General features: G+C 75.7%; 21 protein-coding genes and 2 pseudogenes. 13 read left to right on the forward strand and 10 right to left on the reverse strand.

Annotation, left to right across the window (positions count from 1 at the left end):
* Positions 1-6 precede the first annotated feature (6 nt).
* Together OEB99_RS01130 and OEB99_RS01135 are read left to right on the forward strand one after the other, a co-directional pair.
* A complete protein-coding gene (locus OEB99_RS01130) occupies positions 7-381 on the forward strand; it encodes a nitroreductase family deazaflavin-dependent oxidoreductase (RefSeq protein ID WP_263507778.1) in 375 nt (124 codons plus the stop codon).
* A 317-nt stretch (positions 382-698) separates the two neighbouring features.
* Entirely contained in the window at positions 699-2,180 is a 1,482-nt protein-coding gene (locus tag OEB99_RS01135) for an HNH endonuclease signature motif containing protein (RefSeq protein WP_263507779.1), read from the forward strand.
* Between the two features lie 149 nt (positions 2,181-2,329).
* Here the strand turns inward: OEB99_RS01135 and hemL are convergent, their stop codons facing one another.
* From hemL to hemE, 8 genes and pseudogenes are all read right to left on the reverse strand, one after another.
* Positions 2,330-3,685 carry a glutamate-1-semialdehyde 2,1-aminomutase gene (gene hemL / locus OEB99_RS01140; protein WP_411910646.1) on the reverse strand — a complete coding sequence of 452 codons (1,356 nt, stop codon included), beginning with the start codon at positions 3,683-3,685 and terminating at the stop codon, positions 2,330-2,332.
* A 144-nt stretch (positions 3,686-3,829) separates the two neighbouring features.
* Positions 3,830-4,795: pseudogene (gene hemB / locus OEB99_RS01145) on the reverse strand (porphobilinogen synthase); the annotation flags it as partial.
* Positions 4,796-4,938: 143 nt separating this feature from the next.
* Positions 4,939-5,949, reverse strand: coding sequence for a uroporphyrinogen-III synthase (locus OEB99_RS01150; protein WP_411910647.1), 1,011 nt, complete (start codon positions 5,947-5,949; stop codon positions 4,939-4,941).
* Positions 5,926-6,990 (reverse strand): annotated as a pseudogene (gene hemC / locus OEB99_RS01155) (hydroxymethylbilane synthase); the annotation flags it as partial. The pseudogene hemC and the gene OEB99_RS01150, both read right to left, overlap by 24 nt.
* A 14-nt stretch (positions 6,991-7,004) precedes the next feature.
* Complete coding sequence (locus OEB99_RS01160) at positions 7,005-8,162, reverse strand: ferrochelatase (RefSeq protein WP_263507781.1); 1,158 nt, start codon at positions 8,160-8,162, stop codon at positions 7,005-7,007.
* Positions 8,159-8,821, reverse strand: a complete 663-nt coding sequence (gene hemQ, locus OEB99_RS01165; protein WP_263507782.1) for a hydrogen peroxide-dependent heme synthase — start codon at positions 8,819-8,821, stop codon at positions 8,159-8,161. Before hemQ ends, OEB99_RS01160 begins: the two co-directional genes overlap by 4 nt.
* A gap of 286 nt (positions 8,822-9,107) precedes the next feature.
* Complete coding sequence (gene hemG / locus OEB99_RS01170) at positions 9,108-10,463, reverse strand: protoporphyrinogen oxidase (RefSeq protein WP_263507783.1); 1,356 nt, start codon at positions 10,461-10,463, stop codon at positions 9,108-9,110.
* Entirely contained in the window at positions 10,460-11,644 is a 1,185-nt protein-coding gene (gene hemE, locus OEB99_RS01175; RefSeq protein WP_263507784.1) for a uroporphyrinogen decarboxylase, read from the reverse strand. Before hemE ends, hemG begins: the two co-directional genes overlap by 4 nt.
* A 57-nt stretch (positions 11,645-11,701) precedes the next feature.
* Here hemE and OEB99_RS01180 point away from each other — a divergent pair, with 57 nt between their 5' ends.
* Positions 11,702-13,060: a glutamyl-tRNA reductase gene (locus OEB99_RS01180; RefSeq protein WP_263508271.1), complete on the forward strand. Its 1,359-nt coding sequence runs from the start codon at positions 11,702-11,704 to the stop codon at positions 13,058-13,060.
* 44 nt (positions 13,061-13,104) lie between these two features.
* On the opposite strand, the gene purB is transcribed toward OEB99_RS01180, so the two are convergent.
* The gene (purB, locus tag OEB99_RS01185; protein WP_263507786.1) at positions 13,105-14,580 is read right to left on the reverse strand and encodes an adenylosuccinate lyase; all 1,476 of its coding nucleotides are present in this window, start codon (positions 14,578-14,580) and stop codon (positions 13,105-13,107) included.
* A 148-nt stretch (positions 14,581-14,728) separates the two neighbouring features.
* Here purB and OEB99_RS01190 point away from each other — a divergent pair, with 148 nt between their 5' ends.
* From OEB99_RS01190 to OEB99_RS01230, 9 genes are all read left to right on the forward strand, one after another.
* Positions 14,729-15,532 carry a dienelactone hydrolase family protein gene (locus OEB99_RS01190; protein ID WP_263507788.1) on the forward strand — a complete coding sequence of 268 codons (804 nt, stop codon included), beginning with the start codon at positions 14,729-14,731 and terminating at the stop codon, positions 15,530-15,532.
* 106 nt (positions 15,533-15,638) lie between these two features.
* Complete coding sequence (locus OEB99_RS01195) at positions 15,639-16,517, forward strand: alpha/beta hydrolase (protein ID WP_263507789.1); 879 nt, start codon at positions 15,639-15,641, stop codon at positions 16,515-16,517.
* A gap of 31 nt (positions 16,518-16,548) precedes the next feature.
* The gene (locus OEB99_RS01200) at positions 16,549-17,289 is read left to right on the forward strand and encodes a DUF4129 domain-containing protein (protein ID WP_263507791.1); all 741 of its coding nucleotides are present in this window, start codon (positions 16,549-16,551) and stop codon (positions 17,287-17,289) included.
* Positions 17,286-17,921: a hypothetical protein gene (locus OEB99_RS01205; protein ID WP_263507792.1), complete on the forward strand. Its 636-nt coding sequence runs from the start codon at positions 17,286-17,288 to the stop codon at positions 17,919-17,921. The genes OEB99_RS01200 and OEB99_RS01205 overlap by 4 nt, the downstream gene beginning before the upstream one ends.
* A complete protein-coding gene (locus OEB99_RS01210) occupies positions 17,918-18,904 on the forward strand; it encodes an AAA family ATPase (protein ID WP_263507793.1) in 987 nt (328 codons plus the stop codon). The genes OEB99_RS01205 and OEB99_RS01210 overlap by 4 nt, the downstream gene beginning before the upstream one ends.
* Before the next feature lie 13 nt (positions 18,905-18,917).
* The gene (locus OEB99_RS01215) at positions 18,918-20,204 is read left to right on the forward strand and encodes a DUF58 domain-containing protein (protein ID WP_263507794.1); all 1,287 of its coding nucleotides are present in this window, start codon (positions 18,918-18,920) and stop codon (positions 20,202-20,204) included.
* Positions 20,201-20,830, forward strand: a complete 630-nt coding sequence (locus tag OEB99_RS01220) for a hypothetical protein (protein WP_263507795.1) — start codon at positions 20,201-20,203, stop codon at positions 20,828-20,830. The genes OEB99_RS01215 and OEB99_RS01220 overlap by 4 nt, the downstream gene beginning before the upstream one ends.
* Positions 20,831-20,910: 80 nt before the next feature.
* A complete protein-coding gene (locus OEB99_RS01225) occupies positions 20,911-21,180 on the forward strand; it encodes a hypothetical protein (protein ID WP_263507797.1) in 270 nt (89 codons plus the stop codon).
* Positions 21,177-22,844 (forward strand): alpha/beta hydrolase, encoded by a 1,668-nt coding sequence (locus OEB99_RS01230; protein WP_263507798.1) that lies wholly within the window; start codon positions 21,177-21,179, stop codon positions 22,842-22,844. The genes OEB99_RS01225 and OEB99_RS01230 overlap by 4 nt, the downstream gene beginning before the upstream one ends.
* On the opposite strand, the gene OEB99_RS01235 is transcribed toward OEB99_RS01230, so the two are convergent.
* Entirely contained in the window at positions 22,801-23,181 is a 381-nt protein-coding gene (locus OEB99_RS01235; protein WP_263507799.1) for a phage holin family protein, read from the reverse strand. The two genes, OEB99_RS01230 and OEB99_RS01235, sit on opposite strands and share 44 nt — an antisense overlap.
* A gap of 234 nt (positions 23,182-23,415) precedes the next feature.
* Between OEB99_RS01235 and hisC the strand changes: the two genes are divergently transcribed.
* Positions 23,416-24,483, forward strand: a complete 1,068-nt coding sequence (gene hisC / locus OEB99_RS01240) for a histidinol-phosphate transaminase (protein ID WP_263508272.1) — start codon at positions 23,416-23,418, stop codon at positions 24,481-24,483.
* Positions 24,484-24,501 lie beyond the last annotated feature (18 nt).

The following is a 24,501-nucleotide window of genomic DNA, read 5'->3' on the forward strand; positions in this document are numbered from 1 at the left end:
TCGGGCATGGGTGCTGAGGACTTCCCGCCGACCGGCACCTGCGACCTCACTACCATCGGGCGCCGCAGCGGCGCGGAGCGGCGCGTGGAGGTCTGGTACGTCACCGTCGACGACCGCATCGTGCTCACCGGGACGCCCGGCGCGCGCGACTGGCTGGCCAACGTGCGTGCGCGTCCCGAGGCCGTGCTCCACCTACGACGGCCGGTGCGGGATGTCCGTGTGACGGCTGTCGAGGTCACCGACGCCGCTGAGCGACGCCACGTCGCGGAGGTCGCCTGGCGGCTGCAGCCCTGGTACGCCGAGCAGCCGTACTCCGTCGACGACTGGGTCGCGGGCTCGCCCATGCTGGTGCTCGTGCCGGGGGCGCCGGTCGGCGGCTGAGTCGTTCGGCGGAGCGTCGTTCGCCGGAGCCTCGTGGGGCGAGCGGTCGTGGTGCTGCGTGTTGTGGGGTCGTGGCGCTGCGCGGCGTGCAGCTGTGTGCCGTCGTGCTGCGCGGCGTGGAGCTGCAGGTTGTTGTGCTGCGCGGCGTGGAGCTGCAGGTTGTTGTGCTGCGCGGCGTGGCGCTGCACAGCGTGGTGCTGCACAGCGTGGTGCTGTGGTCGCCCGGGAACGAGTCGGGACGGAGGCGCGATGCGTCAGCCGCGCGCGCCCGTTCCCTGACCCGGCGGTGCATGTCAGACCCTGTCGATATCGTACACGTGTTCGAAGGGGGCGCCGAGGTGACCGAGCTCGCGATGCGGGAAGCGGAGTCGCGCGTGCCCTGGTCGTGGGCCGAACGCCATCCGCTTGCGGCCGGCCTCGACGGGGCGCCACCGTCTGCGGCGCTCGTCGCGAAGCTGGTCGGGCTGGACCCGACGGCGCTCGATGACGAAGCAGTGCTCGAGGGCATCGCGGCGTGGGATCGCGTCGCTGCATGGGCCGCGTGGCACCAGGCCCCTTGGGTGGCGACGCTCGTCGACCGGGCGCCCGGTTCCACGGTCGAGCGTGTGCCCGACGAGATCGCCTCGCGGCTCGGTCAGACACGACGCGTCGGTGACGGCAAGGTCGAGCTCGCCATGGGGCTGCGACGGCACCCGCAGCTCGCCGCTGCACTGCGGGGCGGCGACGTCTCGGTGCGCAAGGTCGAGGTGCTGCTCAGGGACACCGAGCACCTGCCCCGGCTCCTCGCCGATGCGGTGCTGGACCGCGTCCTTCCCGAGGCCGACGAGCGGACCGTCCCCCAGCTGCGCAGCGACGTGCGGGCCGCCGAGCTCGCGATCGACGCGGAGGCTGCGGCGGAGCGGCACGCTGCGGCCCGCCGCGACCGCTGCGTTCGCATGGCCCCCGTACCGGACGCGATGGCGTGGATCCATGCTTTGCTCCCGGCCTCCGATGCCGTGACCGTCATGACCGCGCTCGATGGCACCGCCGCGCGGACGGAACCGGGTGACGAGCGGAGCGCCGACGAGCGCCGCGCCGACGCGCTCACCGCGATGGCCCGCCGGGTGCTGGACTCGGGGACGGGCCCGGACGGCGCGCCGCTGCCGGTCCGCCAGCACCGCCACCCGCACCTGGTGATCACCGTCGCGGGTCGGAGCGCCGACGGCGTGACGGCCGACGGTGCGGGCTCAGGCGGCCCGAGGGATGCGGCTCCGCCTCAGGCTGGCCCGGGAGATGCTGCTCGACCCTCCGCCGACCGGACGGCCGCTGCCCCGGTCGAGGGTCATGCGGACCTCGGCGCCGTCGCGCACCTCGCGGGGTACGGCCCGTTGCCGCTTACGGCAGTCGCGCATCTGCTCGGCGGCTCCGTGGCCCGCCTGGTCGACGTCGACGCGGAGGGGCTGCCGATCCCGAACCCGGACGCCCCCGGCACGGACGGCTACCGGCCGTCCGCGGCCCTGGCACGCGAGGTCGTCGAGCGGGACCGGACCTGCCGCTTCCCCGGCTGCCGGGTGGCCGCGGAGCGGTGCGACATCGACCACATCACCCCCTTCGACCCGGAGCGTTCGGCACGGTGGCAGACCGTCGGTCAGAACCTCCAAGCCCTCTGCCGGCACCATCACCGGCTCAAGACGCATCACGGCTGGTACGCGAGTCGGGACCCGGTCAGTGGCGCGACGTTCTGGCGCTCGCCGGTGGGGCGGGTGCGGATCGTCAGTCCCGAGCCGACGGTGCCCGTGCAGCCGCCCGACCCGCCCTGATCCGCTGGCGCCGTTCGCGCGCCGTTCGAGCGCGCGGTTCGAGCGTCATTCGCTGCGCTCTCTCGTTGCCGGGTCTGTCCGCGTCGTCCGCCCGCGCGTGTCCGCCGGCCGCACCCGCACCCCGCTCCGGATCTCGAGAGGGCTGCCCCCTACTGGGCGCCCGCCGCGGCGCCGGCCGCGCCCGGGAGGGCCTCGACGATGCGTGCCACCGCGGCGTCGTCGTGCGCGGCTGTGACGAACCAGGCCTCGAACGCCGAGGGCGGCAGCGCGATGCCGGCATCGAGCATCGTGTGGAAGAAGCGGGTGTACGCGGCGGTGTCCTGGCCCGTGGCGTCCGCGTAGTCGCGCACGCCGCGTTCCGCCGCGCCCTCGCCGAAGAAGACCGAGAACAGGTTGCCGGCGTGCTGCACCCGGTGGGGCACCCCGGCGCGGTCGAGTGCCGTGTGCACCTCGGTCCTGAGCGTCTCGGCGACGGCATCCAGGCGCGTGTAGACCGCGTCGTCCGCCAGGCGCAGCGTGGCCAGCCCCGCGGCGACCGCGACCGGGTTCCCGGAGAGCGTTCCCGCCTGGTACACGGGCCCCAGCGGAGCCAGGTGGTCCATCAACCGGGCTGCCCCGCCGATCGCCGCCACCGGAAGCCCGCCGCCGACGACCTTCCCGAAGGTCACGAGGTCAGGGGCCCACGCCGGGTCGGCCGCGGCGACGCGGTGCGCGGCCGCAGTCGCGGCCGCCTCGCCCGCGGTCTCCAGGTGGCGCATCGAGGCCGCTTCGGGCTGCGCGAACGCCTCGATCCCCCACCATCCGGCCGGGCCGACCCGGAAGCCGGTCAGCACCTCGTCCCAGATCAGCAGCACGCCGTGCTCCGCGGTGATCCGGCGGAGCTCGGGGTCGAAGTCCGGCAGCGACGGCACCACGCCCATGTTCGCCGGTTGGGCCTCGGTGATCACGGCGGCGATCCGATCGCCGTGCGTCGTGAACGCTGCGCGGAGGGCGTCGAGGTCGTTGTACGGCAGCACGAGCGTCTCGGCCGCGGTGGCCTCGGTGACGCCGGCCGAGCCGGGCAGCCCCGCGGTCGCGACGCCGGAACCCGCCGCCGCGAGCAGGCCGTCCGAGTGCCCGTGGTAGCAGCCGGCGAACTTCACGACGAGCGGGCGCCCGGTGACCCCACGCGCCAGCCGGATCGCGGTCATCGTCGCCTCGGTGCCGGTCGACACCAGCCGGAGGCGCTCCACGAACGGCACCCGCCGCGCGATCTCCTCGGCCAGCTCGACCTCGCCCAAGGTCGGGGCGCCGAAGGACAGTCCTCGCGCGGCCGCCGCCTGCACCGCCGCGACGACCTCGGGGTGTGCGTGCCCGAGGATCGCCGGTCCCCACGACGCCACCAGGTCGACGTACTCGCGGCCCGCCACGTCGACCACGTACGGTCCGTGCGCGCTCGCCAGGAACCTCGGGTCGCCGCCGACCGAGCCGTACGCCCGCACCGGCGAGCTCACCCCGCCGGGCATGACGGCTGCGGCCCGGACGAACGCTTCGTGGTTGGTGGTCACGCCGGATCTCCTGCCGTCGGCCGCGACGTATCCGCGCGGCGGGTCGTGCGGCGGTCGGTCGTGGTGTCGCGCGTCGCCGAGACCGGTCCTGCGGTCGTCACCTCACGCCTCCCGCAGCCAGCCGGCGAGCTCGACCGCCCAGTACGTCAGCACTGCGTCCGCCCCGGCCCGGACGATCCCGGTGACCTGCTCGGTCACGACACCCCGCCGGTCGATCCAGCCGTGCGCCGCCGCCGCCTCCACCATCGCGTACTCCCCGGACACCTGGTACGCCCACACCGGCACCGGCGAGGTCGCCGCGACGTCGGACAGCACGTCCAGGTACGACCCCGCGGGCTTCACCATGACGATGTCGGCCCCCTCGGCCACGTCGAGGGTGGCCTCGCGAGCTCCCTCGCGACGGTTGGCCGGGTCGAGCTGGTAGCTGCGCCGGTCGCCGACCAGGGTGGACTCGACCGCCTCGCGGAACGGTCCGTAGAACGCCGACGCGTACTTCGCGGCGTACGCGAGCAGTGCAGTGTCCGTGCGCCCGGCCGAGTCCAGTGCGGCCCGGCAGGCCGCGACCTGGCCGTCCATCATCCCGGACAGGCCGAGCAGGTCGGCGCCCGCCTCGGCCAGCACCACGGCCATGTCGCCGTACCGGACGAGCGTCGCGTCGTTGTCCACGCTGCCGTCCGCCGCGAGCACACCGCAGTGGCCGTGGTCGGTGAACTCGTCCAGGCACAGGTCTGCCTGGACCACGAGCGCGTCGCCGATCTCGTCGACCACGTCGCGCACGGCCGTGGCCAGCACGCCGTCGGGGTCGGTCGCGCAGGATCCGGTGGCGTCGCGGGTCGCGGGCACGCCGAACAGCATCACCCCGCCGATCCCGGCCTCGGCCGCCGCGGCCGCCGCTGCCCGGAGCGAGTCCCGCGTGTGCTGCACCTGACCGGGCATCGACGAGATCGGCACCGGCTCGGTGGCACCTTCCCGGGCGAACAGCGGGAGCACGAGCTGGGCCGGGTGGACCCGGGTCTGGGCGACCAGGCGCCGCATCGCCCGCGTGGTGCGCAGCCGCCGCGGCCGGACGACCGGACCGAGCGGCGCAGGTGCGTGTGGAGGTCGGGCGGGAACGGCCGGGTCGTGGTGCTGACCCGACGGGTCCGGACGGTGAAGGGACGGGTCGTGATGCTGACCCGACGGGTCCGGACGGTGAAGGGACGGGTCGTGGCTCATGAGGCCTCCCGGACATGCTGGACGAGAGCGTGGACCAGCGCCTCGGTCGACGACGACGCCGGCTGGACGTGCACCGTGAGACCGGCCTCCTGCGCGGCCCGCGCGGTTCGCGGACCGATGCACGCGACCACCGTGCCCGCGGGCGGCAGACCCACGCGTTCGATCAGCTGCGTGACGGTGCTCGGCGAGCTGAGCAGGACCGCGTTGATCCGGCCGGCTTCGAGGTCGGCCCGGATCTGCGGTGCCACCGGTGGACCTGCGACGGTGCGATAGGCGACGACCTCGTCGACCTCGACGCCGCGCGCCCGCAGCCCGTCGGCGAGCGTGGCGTCGGCGAGGTCGGAGTGCGGGACGAGGTAGCGAGCCGGCGCGCCCGGAGCCTTGGCGACGAGTCCCGCCGCCGAGTGGATGGTCGGAACCAGCGAGACCGTGACGCCGAACCCCTCCAGCGCGGCCGCCGTCGCGGGGCCGACGGCGGCGACCCGCGTCTGGCCGACCGCGCCGGCCAGGTCTCGGACGGCCAGGTCTCGGACGGCCTGGTCTCGCAGGGCCTGGGCGCGCTCGGGGCTCGACCCGTCGGCCGCGCGGGCACGCGCAGCGACCCGGGCCGCGAGCGCAGCCGCCGTCGTGGCACTCGTCACCGCGAGCCAGTCGTAGCGACCCTCGGCGAGCCGGTCCAAGGCGGCGTCGAGCGGGCGGAGGTCGTCCGGTGGCGAGAACTCGATGAGGGGGACGGCGACTGCGCGTGCTCCGTGCGCAGCAAGCAGGGCTCCGACCTTGTCGGCCCACTCCCCGGCGCGGGGCACCAGCACCCGCCAACCGGCGAGCGCGCCGTGCGCCGCCGTCACGAGATCGCCTGCGCCGCGGTCGAGCAGGGCACGGGCCACGTCGGCGCCGAGCTCGCGTGCAGCACGCTCGCCCGGATCGGACGAGCCGGGGTCGCGCCCGGCGGGATCGGGTTCGCCCGCACCCTGCGGCCCCGGCGCCACGGCCGACCCCGGCGCCACGGCCGACCCCGGCGCCACGGCCGACCCCGTCTCGACCAGCCGCACGCTCCCGTCCGTCGCGCACGCCACGGCGCGCAGGTGCAGCACGTCGCCGTCGAGTCGCGCGAGTGCGCCGACGGGTGCCGCGCAGCCCGCCTCCAGCGTGGCGAGCAGGCTGCGTTCGGCGAGTACGGCCAGTCGGCTCGGTCGGTGGTCCAGGCTCGCGACCGCCGCCTCGGCGGTGGCGTCCATCGGCCCGGCGGCCTCGACGGCGAGGGCGCCCTGCGCCGGCGCCGGCACCACGACGGTCTCGTCGAGCACCTCGGTGACGGCGTCCAGTCGGCCCAGCCGCGCCAGGCCAGCCATCGCGAGGACCACGGCGTCGAGGTCGCCCGGTCCCGGGTCCGTGCTGCCGGCCACCCGGCCCAGCCGAGTCGGCACGTTCCCACGCAGATCGACGATCTCGAGGTCTGCGCGTGCAGCGAGGATCTGGGCGGCCCGACGCGGGGACCCGGTTCCCACCCGCGCACCGGTGGGGAGAGTCGCGAGGGTCAGGCCGTCCCGCGCGCACAAGGCGTCCCGCGGGTCCACCCGCTCCGGCACGGCCACCAGCCGCAGGCCCTCCTGCGGTGCGGTGGGCAGATCCTTCATCGAGTGCACGGCGAGGTCGCACGTCCCGGCCAGCAGCGCGTCGCGCAGCGCCGTGACGAACACCCCGGTGCCGCCGAGCGACGCGAGCGAGCCGGGCAGATGGTCGCCCTCGGTGCGGATCCGGACCAGCTCGACCGGCGGCGGTGTGTCGGTGGCGGGCGGTTCCTCGGCGTCCGGGAGCGCCCGGTCGTCCGGTTGCGCGCCTGCGTCCGGCGCTGTCCCGGTGCCCGACTGTGCGTCCGGGTCCGGCTCGGCCCCGGCATCGGGCCCGCCCGACGTCAGGTCACCATCCGCGTCCTCGTCCTGGCGCGCGAGCGCTTCCGTCAGCCACTCGGCGACCATGCCGCTCTGCGTGACCGCGAGCGCGCTGCCGCGCGTCCCGATCCGCATCCGAGCCCCGCGACCCGTCATCGGAGCCCTGCGACTCATCCGAGCCCTGCGACCGCGGGCCGTTCGCCGCGCGGGTTCGCGCAGCAGCCTGCGCGGCACACGTCGTACCAGGGCCCGAGCGAGGTCAGCGCCGGGCGGGGCACGGCGGCGTCGCCGTCCGACGTGTGGCGCTCGGAGACCAGGTCCACCAGGCCCGCGACGAACGCCGGGTCGACCCCTGGCGTGGGGACCCGGGCGACCGCGAGGCCGGCCTCGCGGGCGGTCTCGGTGGCCTCCTCGTCGAGGTCCCACAGGACCTCCATGTGGTCGGACACGAAGCCGAGCGGCACGATCACGACGCCCTTGGTCCCCTGCCCGGCGAGCTCGGTGATCGCGTCGTTGATGTCCGGCTCGAGCCACGGCGTCCGCGGGTCGCCGCTACGCGACTGGAACACCAGCGACCACGGCGACTCGAAGCCGTCGTCCCCGCTGCCGAGCGACGCCATGACGACCTCGGCGACCGCGCGGTGCTGTGCCCCGTACGCGCCGTCGGGCCCGAGGTCCGCCCCGGGCGGACCCGAGGCCAGGGCGGTCGAGGTGGGGATCGAGTGGGTCGCGAACAGCACGTGCACGTCGGCGGGTGTCGCGTCGGGTCCGAGCTCGTCGAGCACGCGGCGCAACGCCTCCCGCGTCCCGCTGACGAACGGGCTGACGAACCCCGGGTGGTCGAAGTACTGGCGGACCTTGTCCACCTCGAGCTCGTCGGCCAGCCCGGTCGCCTCGAGCGCCGCCGCGAGGTCCTCGCGGTACTGGCGGCACGACGAGTACGACGAGTACGCGCTGGTCACGACCGCGAGCAGCCGACGGTGACCGGCGGCGTGCGCCTCGCGCAGCGCGTCGGTCAGGTACGGGTCCCAGTTGCGGTTGCCCCACAGCACCGGCAGGCCGAGCCCGCGCCGGTCGAGCTCCGCGGTGAGCGCCGCCTGCAGCGCCCGGTTCTGGTCGTTGATCGGGCTGACCCCACCGAAGTGCCGGTAGTGGTGCGCGACCTCCTCCAGGCGCTCGTCCGGGATACCGCGGCCGCGAGTGACGTTGCGCAGGAACGGCAGCACGTCGTCCTGGCCCTCGGGCCCGCCGAACGAGACCAGCAGCACGGCGTCGTACCGGGTGCGCGGCTGGGGGTCGGCGGAGGGCAGCGTCGCCGAGCCGGTCATCGCAGGACCTCCGGGACCTCGCCGACCTCGATCCGCCGCCCGGTGAAGAACGGCACCTCCTCGCGCACGTGGCGCCGGGCCTCGGTGGCGCGGAGGTGACGCATGAGGTCCACGAGGTCGGTGAGCTCGTCGGCCTCGAGCGCGAGGATCCACTCGTAGTCGCCGAGCGCGAACGCGGCGACGGTGTTCGACAGCACCTGCGGGTAGGCCCGGCCCTTGCCGCCGTGCTCGGCGAGCATCGCGCGGCGCTCCTCCTCCGGGAGCACGTACCAGTCGTAGCTGCGCACGAACGGGTAGACCGTGAGCCAGGTGCGCGGCTCGACGTCCCGCATGAAGGCCGGCATGTGGTTCGCGCTGAACTCGGCCGGGCGGTGCACGCCCATCACGGCCCACCGTGCGGTGGTCGGCGCGAGCTCGGCGGTGCGGCGCAGGGTCCGCTGGGCGGCCTGCAGCCCGTCCGGCGTCGAGCCGTTGAGCCAGATCATCAGGTCGGCGTCCGCACGCATCGCGGAGACGTCGTACAGACCGCGCAGCCGGACCTCGCCTGCGGTCGCGTCACCCAGCCCGGCCACGGCCTCGGCGAGCGAGGGGTGCGACGTCGTCGTCGGCGCGTCCGTGCGCTGCAGCACGGTCCAGAGGGTCCAGGGAGTCTCGGTCATGGGGGCAGTCTGGAGGATCGGTCAGATATCACCAATTCTGCGGCGATTCCTGGGGCTCTGGTCGCGGACTACCTGGACGATTCCTGGGAATTGTTCTGACACCGTGTCAGAAATGCGTGCGCGCAGCCGGTGTGAACTCCACGCATGTGTCGAGCGGGGGGTGTTCGGCGCCCCCGCCGAGCACGGGGCCCGCGCATCCGCGCCGACCCCGACGTCGGTCACCCCGCGCATCCGCGCCGGCCCCGACGCCGGTCGCCCCGCGCATCCGCGCCGGCCCCGACGGCGGTCACCCCGCGCGGCGCTCGACGCCCCTCGCGGTGCTCCGTGCGTCCGCGACCACCGCCGCCAGCCCCGTCCCGGCCACCCATGCGCCGGTGACCCACAGCCCCTCGGGCAGGCTCTCGCGCAGCGCGGCGACGCGGCCGCGGTGGCCCGCCGGCGGCGCGCCGAGACCCTGCGGCCAGTCGGTCCTCGCCCAGCCCAGCACCCGGTCGCGCGGCAGCGGCGTGCCCAGCAGCGCCGCGGCATCCGACAGCGCGGTCTCCAGGCTCGTGGCCGGCATCCCCCCGCCCCGCCCGTAGGAGAGCCGGACCACGTGCCGTCCGTCCGCGGCGTGCTCGAGCCAGGCCCACTTCGCGGTCGAGTGGGTGAGGCCCTTGGCCACCACCGGGGAGTCCGGGGACACCAGGACCCCGGTGCCCCGCGGCGCACGATCCAGGTCCCGGACCGCGAGGACGAGGGTCACGATGCTCACCGGAACCGTCGGGGGCGGCTCGACCCGCGCCCACGGTGCCAGCAACGCCGCCGCGACCGGGCCCGGCACCGCGAGGACGACGTCGTCCGCGCTCGCCGTGGCGCCGTCGGCCTGCACCCGCCAGGTGCCGTCGTGCTCGATCGTCTGCACGGCCGTTCCGGTGAGCACGGTCCCGCCGCGAGCGGACACAGCCTCCTGGAGGGCGGTCGGCAGCCGGTGCAGCCCGCCCCGCAGGCCGGCAGCGGCAGCACCGGCCGGCGCCCGCTCGCGCACCCGCGCCACAGCGGCGGCCAGCGAACCCGTCTCCCGGACCCCCACGCGCACGCCCGGCATCGCGGTGTCGGCGTCCAGCGCGACCGGCGGGCTCGAGTGCACCCCGGTGACCACCGGGCCGACCAGGCGCCGGAGCACGCGCCGACCCATCCGGGCCTGCACCAGCTCGGCGACCGTCACGTCGTCCGACGTGCCCACCGACGCCGGGAGGTACCGGTCCAGCGACGCCCGGGCTGCGCCCAGCAGCCCGATCGAGCGCCGCACGTCCTCGGCCCACGGGTCGACCGGGATGCCCAGCAGCCCGGCGGACGGCAGCAGGTCGGCGCGTCGCGCGTGCTGCACCCACGAGCCCAGCCTGCGCGGCAGCACGACGTCCTCGGCCAGGCCGACGTCGGCGATCAGGTCCGCGACCGCGGTCGTCCTGGTCGCGAACGACTCCGCGCCGCCGTCCAGGGCCACGTCGGCCGGCAGCCCGGTCACCGCGACCGGTGCCACGCAGCCACCGACGGCCGGGCCGGCCTCCAGCACGGTGACCTCGAGCCCCCGGCGTGCGAGGTCGTGGGCCACGGTCAAACCCGCGACCCCTGCGCCCACCACGACGACCCGCCGGGTCATGCGTCCCCGTCGCGGGCCGGGTCGACGGGCAGGTCGCCGGCGTCGTCGGGAGCCACGTCAGCGGCCACGTCAGCGGCCCGGTCAACGGCCACGTCACCCGCCACGTCCACGGCCCCGTCCACGGCCACGTCACCCGCCACGTCGTCGGCCAGGTCGTGCACCAGCGCGACGATCCGGGTCAGCACGTCCGGGTCGGTGTCCGGCGGCACGCCGTGCCCCAGGTTCACCACGTGACCCGGGGCGGCCGTCCCGCGCCGCAGCACGTCGCGCACGTGCTCGGCGAGCAACGGCCACGGCGCGGCGAGCATCGCCGGGTCGATGTTGCCCTGCACCGGCGTCCGCCCGCCGAGCCGGCGCGACGCCTCGTCCAGCGGCACGCGGTGGTCCACGCCGACCGCGACCGCACCCGTCTCGCCCACCGCGCCGGCGGCCGCGTCGCGGAGCTCGGCGAGCAGCTCGCCGCCCTGCGCCGCGAAGTGCACCACCGGCACCTCGAGCCCGGCCAGCGCCCGCGCCGACCACGGGGCCACGAACCTGCGGTAGTCGGCGGCCGAGAGCACCCCGGCCCACGAGTCGAACAGCTGCACCGCCGAGGCGCCCGCGTCGACCTGGGTCCGCAGGAACGCACCCGACACGTCGGCCGCCCATGCCATCAGGGCCGACCACACCTCGGGGGCCGCGTGCATCAAGGTGCGGGTGCGCAGGTGGTCCTTCGACGGACCGCCCTCGACCAGGTAGCAGGCCAGCGTGAACGGCGCGCCGGCGAAGCCCAGCAGCGGTGTGTCACCGAGCTGCGCGACGGTGGCCCGCACGCCCTCCGCGACAGCGGCCAGGTCGGGATCGGGAGCGGGCAACGCGGCGACGTCGGCCGCCGAGCGCACCGGGTTCTCGAGCACGGGCCCCACGCCGGCCCGGATCTCCACCGCGACGCCGGCCTGCCGGACGGGCACCACGATGTCCGAGAAGAAGACCGCCGCGTCGACGCCGTGCCGACGCACCGGCTGCAGGGTCAGCTCGGCTGCCAGCGCGGGGTCGAGGCACGCGTCGAGCATCGCGACCCCGGCGCGCGCCGTGCGGTACTCCGGGAGCGAGCGACCGGCCTGCCGCATGAACCAGACCGGGGTGCGTCCCGGACGGCTTCCTCGCAGGGCAGTGACGAGGGCGGGCTCGGGGGCAGGCATGCGTTGATTGTGCCCAACCCGCCGCGAAATGCTTCAATCAGGATTCTTGTGGTGCTGATGAATCTCGCGGCGAGCCACCGCAACCTGGACCTGGATCTGCTCGAGCAGATCAGCGTCGGAGCGCAATCCGTGACCCCGGCGATCTCAGCCGACCCCGCGGTTCGCGGTGCCGTGGTCCTCAGCACCTGCAACCGCTTCGAGGTGTACCTCGACGTGGACGACGTCGAGGCCGCCGCCACCGGCGTCGCGCACGCCGTGGCCGCCGCCACCGGCGTCGCCGAGGCCGACGTCCGGGACCGGCTCGAGGTCGCGGTCGGCGACGAGGTGGTGACGAGGCTCTTCACCGTCGCCGCCGGGCTGGACTCGATGGTCGTCGGCGAGCGCGAGATCGCCGGTCAGGTCCGCCGCGCGCTGGACGACGCCCGCGTGGCCGGAGCCGTCTCCTCCGACCTCGAGGCGCTGTTCCAGGGGGCGTCGCGGGTGTCGCGTGCGGTGGCGCGTCGCACCGGGCTGGCCGACGCCGGCCGTTCGGTGGTCGCGGTGGCCCTGGACCTGGCCGAGCAGCGCCGCCGCCTCTCGGGCGCGCGCGTGCTGCTGATCGGCACGGGCTCCTACGCCGGGGCGAGCGTCGCCGCGCTGCGTGAGCGCGGTGTGGCGGAGATCGCGGTGCACTCGCCGTCCGGGCGGGCGGCGACCTTCGCGGCCGACCGGGGCCTGCGCGCCGCACGCCCCGAGGACCTCGCGGTCGAGCTGGCCGAGGCCGATGTCGTGGTGGCCTGCTCGGGCAGCTCGGGCTGGGTGGTCGATGCGAACGCGGTGCGTGCGGCCCGGGCGACCGGTCGCGGGCCGTCGGTGCTGGTCGACCTCGCGCTGCGCCGCGACCTGGATCCCGCGGTCGCGAGCGTGCCGGACGTGACCCTGGTCGACCTCGTCGCGGTCGCCGAGCACGGACCCGCGACCCTGGGGACCGCGGTCGCCGAAGGGCGGGTGATCGTCGACGCCGAGGCCGCGCGCCTGCTCGCGGTGCTCGCCGAACGCGACGCCGGGCCCGCCGTCCGGGCCGTCCGCGCGCACGTCGAGGAGACGCTGATCGGGGTCGCCGCGCGCTACCAGGACGAACCGCAGGTGCAGCGGGCGCTGCGGCAGTTCGCGGCGGCACTGCTGCACCAGCCGGTCCACCGGGCGCGCTCCTATGCGCGGCTCGGGCGGACCACGGACTTCGAGCAGGCGCTGGCGACCGTGCTCGGGCTCACGCCCGCCGAGGGGCACGGCGACGCGGTTCGCGACCCCGCCGGTGGCCTGAGTCACGAGCAGGCCCACGACCAGAGCCCCGACCAGGGCCCCGAGCAGAGCCCCGACCAGAGCCCCGACCAGGCCCACGAGCAGAGCCGCGGCCAGGGAGTCGGCCAGGGCTGACCGCGGAGCCCGGCGGGCCTGCGTCGGTCAGGTTCCGGCGGTGCTCAGTCGGAGACCGACGGCGAGTCGAGGTAGTGCACCAGCTCCGCGGCCGCGCCGGTGTAGGTGGCCGGGGTCATCGCGGCGAGGCGCTGGGCGACATGCTCCGGCAGACCCAGGCCGAGCACGAACTCGCGCATGTCGTCGCCCGTGATCCGGTGGCCGCGGGTGAGCTCCTTGAGCCGCTCGTACGGGTTCTCCATGCCGCGCACGCCGGCGACGCCCGCGGCGCGCATCGCGGACTGCACGGCCTCGCCCAGCACCTCCCAGTTCGCGTCCAGGTCGCGCGCCATCGCGGCCGGGTCGGCGTCCAGCCCGGCCAGGCCGCGTCGCACGTTGTCCAGGGCGAGCAGCGAGTGGCCGACCGCCGGGCCGATGTTGCGCTGCGTCGTCGAGTCCGTCAGGTCGCGTTGCAGCCGCGAGGTCACCAGCGTCGCACCGAGCGTGTCCAGCAGCGCCGAGGAGATCTCCAGGTTCGCCTCGGCGTTCTCGAACCGGATCGGGTTCACCTTGTGCGGCATCGTCGAGGACCCGACCGTGCCCTGGCCGCGGACCTGCGCGAAGTAGCCGAGCGAGATGTAGGTCCACACGTCGGTCGCGAGGTTGTGCAGCACACGGTTGAAGCGAGCCATGTCCGCGTACAGCTCGGCCTGCCAGTCGTGCGACTCGATCTGCGTGGTCAACGGGTTCCAGGTCAGGCCGAGGTGCTCGACGAACCCCCGTGAGATCGCGATCCAGTCGGCGCCCGGCACCGCGGCGAGGTGTGCGCCGTAGGTGCCGGTCGCGCCGTTGATCTTGCCGAGGTACTCCGCCCCGTCGATCCGGCGCAGCTGCCGGCGCAGCCGGTGGGCGAGCACCGCGAGCTCCTTGCCGAGCGTCGTCGGCGTCGCGGGCTGGCCGTGCGTGCGGGCCAGCATCGGCACCTCGGCGTGCTCGTGCGCCATCGCGGCGACCTGGTCGACCAGGGCCTTCGCGGACGGCAGCCAGACCTTGCGCACCGCGCCCTGCACCATGAGCGCGTACGCGAGGTTGTTGATGTCCTCGCTCGTGCACGCGAAGTGCACGAGCTCGCTGACCTGCGGAAGCACGGTGTCCGAACCGAGCGTCGCGGGAGCGGCGGCGAGGCGTTCCTTGATCAGGTACTCGACGGCCTTGACGTCGTGCACCGTGATCCGCTCGGTCGCGGCCAGCTCGGCCACGGTGTGCTCGTCGAACTCGAGCACGATCCGGCGCAGGTGCTCGCGCTCCTCGCCGGACAGCATCGGCGCCCCGGGCACCACGTGGTGGCTGGTGAGGTGGATCAGCCACTCGACCTCGACGTGCACGCGCTCGCGGTTCAGCGCCGCCTCGGACAGGTGGTCGACCAGCGGGGCGACCACCGCCCGGTAGCGACCGTCCAGCGGTCCGAGCGCGATCGGTGGCGTGACGTCGGCCAGGCTGCGCCGAGCGGGCGCGGCCTCGGTGGAGTCGTCGGTGGTCATGGCGGAATCCTCCCAGACCCCGTGCCGCCGGTGTCGGCGCCGCCCGGGCAGTGGGCGGGCCGGTCGGGCGTGCCCGTGGAGCGCCTGCCCCGGGCACGACACCTCGGTTGGCCTGGCCAGTCCGCCGGGCACGTGGTGGGCTGGGCCGGTGACAGCTTCCGACGACGTGCTGGCCGGCTGGACGCGCGCCCCGTTCACCGGCGCGGGGATCACGCACGAGGTGCTCTACCGGGGCAGCGGACCGGGGGTCGTTCTCGTGCCGGAGATCCCGGGGGCCACCCCGGCGGTCATGGCGCTCGCGAACCGCCTGGTGGCGGCCGGGTTCCGGGTCGCCGTGCCGTCCGTGATCGGTGTCCCCGGACGGCCGCCGACCGGCGTGGCGCTGGCCGGTGCGATCGGGCGGCTGTGCGTCTCGCGCGAGTTCGCGGCGTTCTCGCGCCGGGCGGACCGCCCGGTCGCCGCGTTCCTGCGGGACCTGGCCCGTGCGCTGCACGAGGAGTGCGGCGGGCCGGGGGTCGGCGTGATCGGGATGTGCTTCTCCGGGGGCTTCGCGCTCGCCGCGGCCGCCGAGCCCGCGGTGCTCGCCCCGGTGCTCTCGCAGCCGGCCATGCCGGCGCCGATCGGTGCGGGTCGCGCCGCCACCGGGCTGTCGCCGAACGAGGCCGGGATCGTCGCGGACCGGGCCCGCTCGGACGGGCTGTGCGCGCTCGGCCTGCGGTTCACCGCCGACCGAGGCGTCCCGGCGGAGCGGTTCGCCGCGATGGAGCGTCTGCTCGGCCGCGGCTGGCGTGCGTTCGAGATCGACTCCGAGCCCGGGAACCCCCACGGCATCGACCCGCGCTCGCACTCGGTGCTCACCGATCCGTCCGCCGAGGTCCCCGGACACCCCACCCAGCTCGCCAACGACGCCGTGGTCGCGTTCCTCCGGGAGCGGCTGATGTCGGGGTCCTGACGGCCGATCGGACGGGCCCCGGCGGTCCACGGACGAGCCCCGGGGCCGGCGGGCAGCGCTGCGAAGTCGCCTCCGCCGGCACCGCGGCGCTCGTATCTTGAGCGACATGGACATCGGCGAGCTCCGTCCACCGTCCGCGTCCGGGCCCTGGAGCCCGCCGGAGTTCCTTCCCCCGCTCGACGGACCCGGCCTGGTGACCGGTCGCTCCTGGTCGGGCTGCACGTACGCGGCCCTGGAGGGTTACCGCCCGCTGCTGCTCGACGTGCACCTGCCACCGGGCACGGGGCAGCCGTGGCCGGCCGTCATGTGGATCCACGGCGGCGGGTGGGCCACCGGCGACCGGCGCTACGTGCCGCTCCAGTGGCCGCAGACCGCGCTCTTCCAGACCCTGCTGGACCGCGGCCTCGCAGTCGTCACCGTCGACTACCGCCACCTCCGTGAGGCGCCGCTGCCGGCCTGCCTGCGGGACTGCCGGGCGGCGCTCCGCTACGTGCGGCACTTCGCCGCCGACCTGGAGATCGACCCCCGACGGATCGGGGTGTGGGGCGAGTCGGCCGGGGGCACCCTCGCGACCCTCGTGGCCCTGTTCGGCTCCCGCGACGACCTCCCGGAGTCGCTGCGGGACGACTCGGCGGTCCCCACGGGTGACATGTCGGTGCGAGCGGCCGTCGACTGGTACGGCCCGAGCGACCTCGTCCGGCTCGGACGCGAACGCCCGGACCTCTTCACCGACCCGGCCGCCGCGGAGCTCGTCTCGCCGCTCCACCAGGTGCACGCCGGGGCGCCGCCGACCCTGCTGATGCACGGGCTGCAGGACGGCATGGTCCCGGTCGAGGAGAGCCGGTCACTGCACGCGGCGCTCGTCGGGCGGGGCGTCGAGGCGACCCTGCGCGTCGTGCCCGACGCCGATCACTGCTTCATCGGGCAGGACGTGCGGCCACTGCTGGGTGAGGCCGCAGACTTCCTCGCCGAGGCGCTGCGCTGACCCGCGGCGCGGCGCGAGGCAGGATGGCCGGGTGAGCAGCGAGGGGCACCGCCGGCCGATCACGGCCCGCGCGGCGGTCGTGCTGGGACTCCTGCTGCTCGCGGTGACGGCGTCGGCGCTCGCCGGCCCCTGGTCGCTCGAGCCGGGGATCTCCGGCGGCTCGGCGGGCCTGTCGCCCGCGCCTGCGTCGCCCACGCCCACGGCGAGCCCGACCGAGTCCGCGGCCGAGACCGGTGTCGAGGCCTCCCGGCTCGCGCACCTGGACCTCCGTCCGGTCGTCTGGCTGCTCCTGGTGGCCGCGATCGGACTCGCGGCGTGGGTCGCCCGGACGATCCTCGACCGACGAGGCGACGAGCCTGACGTCGACGAGGCCGTGGGCGGCTTCGACGTCGAACCCGACGAACCGTCGATCTCCGCGCTGCGCGACGGGCTCGCCGAGGCCGCCGAGCACCTGCGCCGCGAGGGCGAGCCGGCCGACGCGGTGATCGCGGCATGGGTCGCGCTCGAGGCCGCGGCAGGTCGTAGCGGGGTGCACCGCGACCCGGCCGCCACGCCGACCGAGTTCGTTCTCGAGGTGCTCGACCGGACCCCGGCCGACCGGCGCGCCGCGCGCTCGCTGCTCGGCCGCTACGAGCGTGCCCGGTTCTCCGGCCGGCCGGTGAGCCTCGAGGACGTCGACGGTGCCGCCGCGGACCTGCGGGCGCTCGCCGCGACCCTGCGCGGCCAGGCGGTCCCGGAGCAGTCCGGCCGGCACGAGGAACCCGGCCCGTGACGCCGTCGAGCCCCGGTGGCGCGACCCGGCCCGAGCCCCGCCCGAACCCGCCCGGTCCGGGAACGGCCGGGTCGGACGGTGCCGCCACCGGCTCGACGTCGCGCCCCACCCCGCGGCGTGGTGTCGCGCGCCTCGCGGACTGGCGGCTGTGGGGTGCGGCGGTGGGGGCGGCCGGGCTGGCCACCCTGGTCGGCCTCGCCGCGATCGACGTGCTCGTGATCGGGCTCGCAGCGCTCGCGGTCGGTCTCGTCGTGCCGCGGCTCGACGTCGACACCGACCCGGGCTGGCCGCGACCTCGCCCGCACGAGCGCCACGGGGCACGCGCCGAGGTCGCCGCGCTCACCTGGTCGCTGGCCGGCCGCGACGGCCGGGTCTCCGAACCGGCGGTCCGCCGCCTGCGCACGGTCGCCGAGCGTCGACTGGCCCGCGCCGGGCTGCCGCTGTCCGCCGGGTTCGTCGGACCGGCCGATGCCCGTGGTGCGGCCGAACGGGCAGCGGCCCGAGCCGCGCTCGGCGACCGCGCCTGGGATGCCCTCACCATGCCCGGCGGTCGGCTGCCACCCGCCGCCGACGTCGCCGCCTGCGTCCGTGCCCTGGAGGACGTGCTGCCCACCCGAGAGGAGAGCCGATGAGCGAGCCGAAGGTCGACGAGCCGATGCCCGTCGAGGAGGTCGCGCGCCACGCGCGGGCCGTGCTCGACGAGGTCGCCACCGCGGTGGTCGGTGCGAGCACACCGCTGCGGGTCGCGCTCGCCGCGATCCTCGCCGGTGGCCACGTGCTGTTCGAGGACGTGCCGGGCCTGGGCAAGACCCTCGCGGCCCGGAGCCTCGCCGGCGCCCTCGGGCTCGACTTCCGTCGCCTGCAGTGCACGCCCGACCTGCTCCCGGCGGACATCACCGGCAGCGCGGTGTACGACCCGGCGAGCCGGAGCTTCGCGTTCCGGCCCGGCCCCGTGTTCACCGGCCTGCTGCTCGCCGACGAGATCAACCGCACCGCTCCGAAGACCCAGTCCGCCCTCCTCGAGGCGATGGCCGAGCGCCAGGTCACCGTGGACGGCACCACCCACCGGGTGCCGCTGCCGTTCCACGTCGTCGCGACCTCGAACCCGGTCGAGTACGAGGGCACCTACCCGCTGCCCGAGGCCCAGCTCGACCGCTTCATGGTGCGGATCGCGGTCGGCTACCCGGCACGCGACGAGGAGGTCGACGTGCTGGCCAGACGGGTCGCGCGTCGGCAGGAGGCGGCACCGGTGCGCACCGTGGTCGACGCCGCGACCGTGCTCGCGATGCAGGCCGGTGTGGAGGCGGTCGAGGTGGACTCGGACGTGATGGGCTACTGCGTCGACCTGGCCGCCGCGACCCGCCGCCACCCCGACGTCGAGGTGGGTGTGTCCCCGCGCGGTGCCCAGTCGTTGCTGCTGGTCGCTCGCGCGATCGCGGTGCTCGCGGGGCGTGGGTTCGTGCTGCCGGAGGACGTCAAGGAGGTCGCGGTCCCCGCGCTGGCGCACCGGTTGACCCTCGGCGCCCAGGCCTGGGCGGCCGGCGTGGAGGCCGCCGACGTGATCCGGCGGGTGCTCCTCGAGACGCCGGGTCCGGTCACCGTGCCGCAGCGATGATCGTCCCGCAGCGATGAGCGAGCCCCGCGCGCCGCAACACTGGTGGCTCGCCGACGACGTCGTGCTCACGCTCGGCGCCGGCGCGCTGCTGGTGCTGGTGGGTGTGCTGGCCGGGCGTCCCGAGGTCGCGCTGGTCGCCGCGCCGCTCGTGCTCGTCGGGGCCCGTGGCGTGCTGCGGCACGACCCGGACGCCGACCTGCCGCAGGTGCAGGTGCGGCCCGCCGGCGTGGCCGAGCCGGGGCGTGCGGCCGCGACCGTGGAGCTCTCGCTGCCGGAGCGGGCCGGTTGGCTCCGGGTCCGGCTGAGCCGCGCCGGGCACGACGACCGCGAGCTGCTGCTCGCCGCCCGCCCCGCCTTCGACGTCACGACGCACTCGGTGCGCACCGGCCCGCAGGAGCTCCTCGGCGTCGACGTGCAGGCCATCGGGCTCGGCGGCCTGACCGGCAGCGAGGCGGTGCGGGTCCCGGCGGCGATGGTCGTGGTCCGCCCCCGCACGCGGCGGGTGGATGCCGTTCCGGTGCCGCCGACGCTGCGCGGCCACACCGGCCAGCACGCCTCCCGGCGCCCGGGTGACGGCGGTGACTTCCGGGACCTGCACCCGTTCATGCCCGGCGACACGCTGCGTCGGGTGGACTGGAAGGTCACCGCACGCCTGTCACCCGACGTCGACGCGCTGTGGGTGCGGCGCACGTTCGCGCTCGCCGAGGCGCACGTCGTGATCCTGGTCGACTCGCGCGACGACGTCGGCCCCGACCCGACGACCTGGAGCGGATCGGGCCAGGTTCGTCCGGACGACCAGACGTCGCTCGACCTGGCCCGCGCTGCCGCGCTCAGCCTGACCCGGGCGTACGTCGCAGCCGGGGACCGGGTGGGGGTCGAGGACCTCGCCTCGCTGCGCCACCCGATGCGACCCGCGGCCGGCCGACGGCACGTCGAACGCGTCGGGCGGTGGCTGTCCACGGTGCGGCCCTACGGTGCGCCGCGGGCGCTGGTCCGCCCGCCACGGGTGCCCGCCGGGGCGCTCGTGGTGGTGGTGTCCACCTTCCTGGACGGCGAGGCGGCCGACCTCGCCGCACTCTGGTCGCGGGCCGGCCACCGAGTGGTCGCGGTCGACGTGCTCCCGCCGCTGCGCCGGGTCCACCTGAGCGCGCGCGAACGCCTCGCGCTGCGCCTGGTCGACGTCGAGCGATCCGACCGGCTGGCCGGTCTCGCCGCGGCGGGCGTCGAGCTGGTCGGCTGGGGTGCGGGCCGGGCGGACGCCGACCTGCGCCGGCTGACCACGCGCAGGTGGCGGCGATGAGCGGGTTGCGGCTCGGGCCGCCCCGCCCGGGCGTGCGCCGCGCCGATGCGCCTCGCCGGGGGTCGTCCCGGACGGCCTGGCCGCGCGACGACCGCTCGCGGGCCCGCGCGCGGCGACTCGAGGTCGACCTGCCGGGCGCGGTGCCCGGTTGGGTCGTCCGGCTGGTCCCGTCGGTCCTGGTGCTGGTGGTGATCGTGTCGGCCGATCGCTCGCCGATCGGAACGGCCGTCGGGTCGGTGCTCGCGGTGCTCGCCGCGATCCGCCCGCGGGCCGCCGTCGCGGCGGGCCTTGCCGTGCTGCTCGCGGCCGCCGCGCTCGTCCGGGGCGGTCCGGCGTTCGCGCACGGCGCCGCCCCGGTTGCCTGGCAGGTGCTCGGCGTTCACCTGGTCCTGGCCGGTCAGGTCCTGGCCCGCCACGTGTCCTGGCGGTCGACCGTCGACCCCGCCGCGATCGGCGCGGCGCTGCGCGACCTGCTGCCCGCCCAGCTCGTGGCGCAGCTGCTCGTCCTGCTGGCGTGGGCGCTGGCCGGAGGCCCGGCCGAGCCGTGGTGGCGGCTCGTGGGCGTCGCGGCCATGGTGGGCCTCGCGCTGCTCGCCTTCCCGACCGATCGTTCCCGCCGACGCTGAGGCTCGTCCACAGCGCGGCCGGACCCTGCCGGGACGCGTCCGGCCCCGCGCCTAGCGTCGGCCGGGCGAAGGGGGTGGCGATGGACGGGTGCATCGACGCGCGGGGCGACCTGGGCGGGCTCGTGGCCGATCTGGACCGCACGGCGCGGCTGGTGGCGGCGGCCGACCCGGAGCTCTGGTCCTCGCCGGCGGCCAGGCTCTACCGCGCGCGGCTCGCGCAGCTGCGGCACGACGTGGGTGTGCTCGTGGCCGCAGCGGACGAGGCGCGCGGCCCGGTGGCCGAGGCGCTCGCCGCCGAGCCCGCGGTCGGGCTGTTGCGCAGCCCGTTCCGCGTGTCGGTGGAGCCGTGAGCGCCGGGCCGGCCGGTGACGGGTCGGCCGGCGGCGCGAGCGGTAGTGCGTCCGGCGACGGCACTGGCATCACGGTCACCGGCGGCGCGGGCGGAACCCGAGCCCGGCTCGACGAGCTCGAGGCGATCGTCCGCGCCCTGCGTGACGCCGCGTGGTGCCTCGGCGACGCGGAGCGGGCGCACCGCCGGCTCACCGCGGAGGTGATCCGTCGGGTGGGCAGCGGTGCGGCGTCGGCGGCCCTGGAGCGGCTCGGCGGTCGGCGCGGGCTCGCCCCGGTGGCGGACGAGGCCGGGTCGCTGGCCGCAGCCGTGCAGCGCACCGTCCGCGCGTACGGCGACGCGGATGCGGACGCGACGCAGGCGATGCGGGCGGTGACCGTCGAGGCGGCACGTACTTTGGGCGAGTCCGGACCGTTCGGGTGGGTGCTCGCCGCACGCGCCGCCGTCTCGGGGGTGTGGTTCCTCGCCCTGGCGCGCATGTCGCGGTGGACCCCGACGCCGTTCGGCGCGGCGATGCGGTGGCTCGGCAGCCCGGCCGTCGCCGGCCGCACCGACGCCTGGGGCGCCGTGGGGCGCTTGCTGGCCGGGCCCGGCGTGCTGCCGGAGCTGCCGAACCCGGATCGTCTGGCAGCCGAGATCGGAGTCGCCTCGCTCGCCGCTTTCCTCACCGGTGCGCTGCCCGGCCGGGCACCGGCGCTCGCGGACCCGGTGCCGCTCGGCTCGTGGGACGCGCTGCTCCTCGCCTCGCCGTTCCTTCCCGCGACGATGCTCCGGGTGACCCCCGTCGGCGTCGAACGCGCCGAGCCGCCGCGCGACGAGGCCGACGTGCTCGCGCTGGTCGACGAGCAGTACGTGGGTGACGGCGCGGTGGCCGGCCAGGTCGCGGTGCAGCGGCTCGATCACGCGGACGGTTCGCGGTCGTGGGTGGTCGCGATCCCCGGCACCGAGGAGTGGACGTTCGGCGGGGCCAACCCGCTGGACGGGCTCTCCGATCTCGAGCTGGTGGCGTCGGCGGTCGACGACGTGACCCGGACCGTGCTGCGCGCCATGGCGCTCGCCGGCATCGGGACCGACGAGCCCGTCCTGCTTGCGGGCCACAGCCTCGGGGGGATCGTCGCCGCTCGGATCGCCGCGACGTCCGACTACCGCGTGGTGGCGTTGCTCACGGCGGGTTCGCCGGTCTCGGGGATCCCGGTGCCGGGTGGAACCGCGGCACTGCATCTCGAGCACGCCCAGGACCCTGTGCCCGGTCTGCGCGGCCTGCCGAACCCGGACGAGGTGAACCGGACCACGGTGGTGCGGGACCTCGGCGTCCCGGACCCCGGCGCGGGTCAGGGGTCAGCGGGCGGTGTGCCGGTCGTCGGCGGGTCGGCGGGTGGCGTGTCGGCTGCGCATGCGTTGTCCGCCTACCGACGCACCGCCGAGCTGCTGCCCGGGGACGACGTCTCGGTCGGCGCGTTCCGCGACGCGACGGGCCCGGTGCTCGGGGACGACGTGGTCGGTGCGACCACGTGGACCTTCGCCGGGGAGCGCGTGCCGCTCGATGCCGACCCGGCGGGCCGGTCCGTGCGCGGCCTTCGCAGCGATGGCGTGCCGGAGACTCAGCTGCCCGGCAGCGGGCTCACTTCCGGTCTCGTGGGAGGAAGACGCTCAGCACCACGGTGACGATCGCGATGATGAAGCCGCCGACGACGGCGTTGCCGAAGCTCGCCACGCGCAGCCCGTACTCCGTCCACTCCGAGATCCAGCCGACCAGCATCAGCATCAGCGCGTTCACCACGAGGCTGAACAGGCCGAGGGTCAGCAGGTAGAGCGGGAACGAGATGACTTTGACGATCGGCTTGACGATCCCGTTGACCAGACCGAACACGACGGCGACCGCGACGAAGGTGAGGACCCGGGTCCCGGTGCTGTCACCGCCGATCACCTCGATGCCGGACAGCAGCAGTGTGGCCACCCAGATCGCGACGGCCTGGACGGCCACTTGGAGGAGCATGCGCATGGCGTCCATCCTTTCATCGGATCCGACGGCCCCTGGTCCGCTCCGCTGCGGTCCGGACGCTGGCATGCTGGCCCGGTGACCGAGCCCACCGAGCACCTCGACCCCGCCCCCGCCCCCGACGTAGACCCCGACGTAGACCCCGACGTCGACCCCGCCCCGGCCGCCGACGTCGACCCCGCCTCGGCCGTCGAGCCTGCCGACAGCGCCGCCTCCGGGCCGGCCGACGCCGGCCGCCTGCCGCGTCCGCTGCCCCGCCCGGTGGTCGCCGCGCTGCCCGCCTACGTGCCCGGCGCGCGTCCCAGCGACGACCGTGCGCACAAGCTCTCGTCGAACGAGAACCCGTACCCGCCGCTCGGCCCCGTGCAGGACGTCATCGCCGAGGCGGCGGGGCGGGTCAACCGGTACCCGGAGATGTTCGCCGACACCCTGGTCGCGGCGATCGCGCAGCGGCACGGCGTCGCGGCCGAGAACGTCGTCGCCTCGACCGGTTCGGTCGCCGTGCTCGGCCATGTGCTCCAGGCGTTCTGCGAGCCCGGCGACCAGGTGGTCACCGCATGGCGGTCGTTCGAGGCCTACCCGATCCTGGTGCGGCTCACCGGTGCCGAGCACGTCCAGGTGCCGCTGACCTCCGACGCCCGGCACGACCTCGCCGCGATGGCCGCCGCCGTGACCGAGCGCACGAAGGTCCTCATGGTCTGCACGCCGAACAACCCGACCGGACCCGTGGTGCACCACGACGAGATGGTCGAGCTGCTCGCCACGGTGCCTCGCGACGTGCTCGTCGTGATCGACGAGGCGTACGTCGAGTTCGTCACCGACCCCGACGCCGCACAGGGCGGCCGGCTGCTCGCCGACCACGCCAACGTGGTGCTGCTGCGCACCTTCTCGAAGGCCTACGGGCTCGCCGGACTGCGGGTCGGCTACGCGGTCGCGCACCGCGAGGTCGCCGCCGCGGTACGCACCGCGGCCACGCCGTTCGGGGTCAACGAGCTCGCGCAGACCGCGGCGCTCGCCTCCCTCGACGCCGCCGAGGCGCTGATGGACCGTGTGCGGGACGTGGTGGCCGAGCGCGAGCGGGTCGTCGCCGCGCTGCGCCGCCAGGGCTGGGATGTGCCGGACGCGCAGGGCAACTTCGTCTGGCTCGCCACGGCCGAACACACCACCGACCTGGCCTCCCGGGCGGCGGCCCGCGGCCTGCTCGTCCGGCCGTTCGCCGGTGAGGGCGTGCGGGTCTCGATCGGCTCGCCCGAGGCGAACGACGCGGTCCTCGCGCTCACGGCGGAGTGGGCACCGATCGACTGACGGCAGGGTAGGCGCCGA

It is taken from the genome of Actinotalea endophytica (assembly GCF_025717005.1).
In the GTDB taxonomy this organism is placed as follows: domain Bacteria; phylum Actinomycetota; class Actinomycetes; order Actinomycetales; family Cellulomonadaceae; genus Actinotalea.